Origin of the sequence: Flavobacterium sp. (assembly GCF_044368625.1) — a bacterium.
In the GTDB taxonomy this organism is placed as follows: Bacteria; Bacteroidota; Bacteroidia; order Flavobacteriales; family Flavobacteriaceae; genus Flavobacterium.
This window is the reverse complement of the sequence record NZ_JBIPPD010000308.1, coordinates 1-2,907: the sequence shown is the minus strand read 5'-3', so window position 1 is coordinate 2,907 and position 2,907 is coordinate 1. Positions and strand designations below refer to the sequence as shown.

The following is a 2,907-nucleotide window of genomic DNA, read 5'->3' as shown; positions in this document are numbered from 1 at the left end:
TGTTTCGCCTGAAGAGTCCCATAAAATTATTTTATTTTTCGCAAAACAAAAATAAGGGAATCTCAGGCTTTTTTTATTTTAGACTTTCGGATAATAGTGCATTTTTTACTACTTTTTTCAGCTTGCATTTTGGACAATTAGCAGCATCACTAATTCTGATACATAAGGTCGGGTTATTCATCATCATCTTCGATTTAAGAAACAATTTTAAAAAAAAAAGACAAGTATACACTTGCCTTTTTTGAAAAATAATTTTACTCTTACTGATTTTCAGATAATTATATTTAAAATTTATGCGATTACTAACTTTGATGCATTACCGGATTCTTTTTTATGGCTGGTTGCATTAATCATCATAGTGAAATCTACATTGAATGATGATACACCTTTGGTCGTCTCCCTTAGTGCCCGTTACTTTGTAAACAATCCTATGCTCACTTGTAATCCGTCTTGACCAATAACCTTTTAAATCGTATTTTAGAGGTTCAGGTTTTCCGATTCCTTGAAATGGATTTTGTGTTACGGATTTAAGAAGTTCTTTAATTCTTACTGCAGTATCGGGGTCGTTCTCTAACCAATATTCAAAATCTTCCCATCCGTTTGGAGTAAATACAATATCCATAAATTACAACGAGAGCTTAATTTCTTGAGCAGAACCTTCATCCAAGTTAAAACTTTTCAATTCTCCTCTTTCTGCTTGTCCAATTGATTCTGCAAGTCTTCTTCTGTTGCTTTTGGTTGACAATAGATGTTGTGTTTCAGTCATTGAATTGTACTCCTTGAGGGAGATAATAACAACGGCATCCTCTTCTTCATTTCTTGGCACAACAATGATTTCGGATGATTCCGAAACCGCATCAAAATAGCCTTTCATATTTTTTCTTAGTGTTGATATAGTTACCGCTTTCATAGTTGTAATATTTATTGTTTGTTTATTGTACGTTTAAATGTACAAATAAGTTACAGGTTAATGTAATAATTTGATTTTTATTTTTCTTAAAGACCAGGAAAAAATCGGTTGATCGGTTCCGTATGCTGTTCACTATTGGCTTTTATGTATTTTTCAGTCGTACACGGCCACGGATGCCCCGCCAATTCCTGAACGTGTACCAGCGGATATTTTTTCTCATTGAGCCAATTGCAAATAACACTCATCCGAATAGTTTGAGGACACAACTTTTTATCAGCGAACAAGTCCTTCATCGAATCAATAATTGCCTTGAAGCTGTTGACAGCTGCTATTGGTTGGGGTAGTAGTGGCTTTGCCTCACTTAACTTTTATTTTAAGTGGTGTTCGGCGAACCTCCTACGTCGGTTTCAGCTAAAATCTTCAATTGTCCTTGCACTTCAGGGTCAAGTCCATAACTTAAGCGAATATTACCCAAATGGTCGGTGTAATTATACACATAATTAATTTTTCCTTCCACCACACTCACATAACCTTCGGCTGTAGGAAAATGCTGCAATTTGGTGTCTTGGTATTGGAAACCGTTACTGTACACTGTTTCAGTCTGCTTCTCGGGAGTCGAAACTCTTTTTATGAGTTTTACGCCAAGAGCATTGTAAATATAAGTAATATTTTTATTCAAACCAAAATCTCGAAAATTAACCACTGAGAAGTAATTCATGTATTACTTTAAGCTCGGACTATCGGTATTTTCAAAACTAGATGCTGAATTACCATCTGGACCATTATCTAAATAATTGCCATTTACAAATAATAAATAGATGCCATAATCATCATAATCCTGACCTCTTTCATTATAACTTTTCCAATTTTTAAATTCAAAAACACAGTTTTCATTTTTAGCTTTTTGCCAAACCCCCTTGTGATAAAGTTCTACAGAATCTTTCTTGTAATAATGAAAATAAGTTCCGTTATCTTTTATAACCAAATAGTTAGTTGCGTTTCTATCTGATTTATTATAATAACGACCTGCTAAAAAATTGCAAGAGATACCACTACATGAACTGATAAAAAGCCAAACAAAAAGTAAGTTTAAATTGTTTTTCATAAGTTAGTTGTCATTTAGTTTAAAAGCAAAATTTATGAATTGATATATCGTGGAGAGTGGTTGTGTCCCATTTTTTCTATGATAATTTTCTGTTAAGTGTAAAAACAATGAATTTCTACTTGTTGCATTTTTTACCTGCCCTTCTAAAATGCCATTTTGTAATCTAACTTTAACAATAGCGCCTCCAATAAAAAATTGTACTTTATTTGAAGTTAAATGCTTTGCTATAGATTCACCCCAACTTTGTGGTTTTGAAGAAGGACTGAAAGGGAGTGAAATATCATAATAGGCGGTAGAGCTAGGTCTCACTTTATATCCTTCCGCATTTAACTTATCATTAAATTTATATACTATTTCATTCAATCTTCCAATTAGGTATTCATTTGCAAAGGGATGTTCTCCGTAAGTAAAACTTCTATTTTCCATACCTGTTCCTGTAGCAAACTCCCAAAGTAAAATACCAATAGTCTCGAGAGCGTTGGATTTAAATATCTCTTGCTTCTCTGCCTCAGAAAGTTTGCTTACATCTTTATCATCAAAATATAATTTTGCCGTTACCATAAGGGACAAGGCTGCAGCTATATCTTTTGGATCTGTTTTAGAATAAGAATCTCCTCCTCCATCTTGACTCAAATATTCATCAAAACTACCTACTCCTCGTTCGCCAAATGGGATAAACATACCATTTGTATCAAACCTTTCTCTCCCAAATATATCTAAGGTATTACCATCTGTACTATCCGCCCCACTAGGATCTGCCCAATAAACCGGATTACCATCAAACGCCATATACGGCGACATATTGTGGTGGGTTACGGGGTCAATGCCGGTCCAGCGGGCTATGGCTGGATCGTAGTCCCTGAAATCCATGTCGTAGAGGTTTAGGCCTAGC

General features: G+C 34.6%; 6 protein-coding genes. All 6 read right to left on the bottom strand.

Features of this window, described 5'->3' with window-relative positions; all coding sequences use genetic code 11:
- Nucleotides 1-346: 346 nt before the first annotated feature.
- Nucleotides 347-622 (bottom strand): Txe/YoeB family addiction module toxin, encoded by a 276-nt coding sequence (locus ACIQ2X_RS15365; protein ID WP_396179846.1) that lies wholly within the window; start codon nucleotides 620-622, stop codon nucleotides 347-349.
- Between the two features lie 3 nt (nucleotides 623-625).
- A complete protein-coding gene (locus ACIQ2X_RS15360) occupies nucleotides 626-910 on the bottom strand; it encodes a type II toxin-antitoxin system Phd/YefM family antitoxin (RefSeq protein WP_396179845.1) in 285 nt (94 codons plus the stop codon).
- Nucleotides 911-996: 86 nt separating this feature from the next.
- Nucleotides 997-1,203, bottom strand: a complete 207-nt coding sequence (locus ACIQ2X_RS15355; RefSeq protein ID WP_396179844.1) for a hypothetical protein — start codon at nucleotides 1,201-1,203, stop codon at nucleotides 997-999.
- Nucleotides 1,204-1,283: 80 nt separating this feature from the next.
- The gene (locus tag ACIQ2X_RS15350; RefSeq protein WP_396179843.1) at nucleotides 1,284-1,628 is read right to left on the bottom strand and encodes a hypothetical protein; all 345 of its coding nucleotides are present in this window, start codon (nucleotides 1,626-1,628) and stop codon (nucleotides 1,284-1,286) included.
- Nucleotides 1,629-1,631: 3 nt separating this feature from the next.
- A complete protein-coding gene (locus ACIQ2X_RS15345; RefSeq protein ID WP_396179842.1) occupies nucleotides 1,632-2,015 on the bottom strand; it encodes a hypothetical protein in 384 nt (127 codons plus the stop codon).
- 3 nt (nucleotides 2,016-2,018) lie between these two features.
- A partial coding sequence (locus ACIQ2X_RS15340; RefSeq protein ID WP_396179841.1) for an RHS repeat-associated core domain-containing protein occupies nucleotides 2,019-2,907 on the bottom strand: 889 nt, incomplete at its 5' end.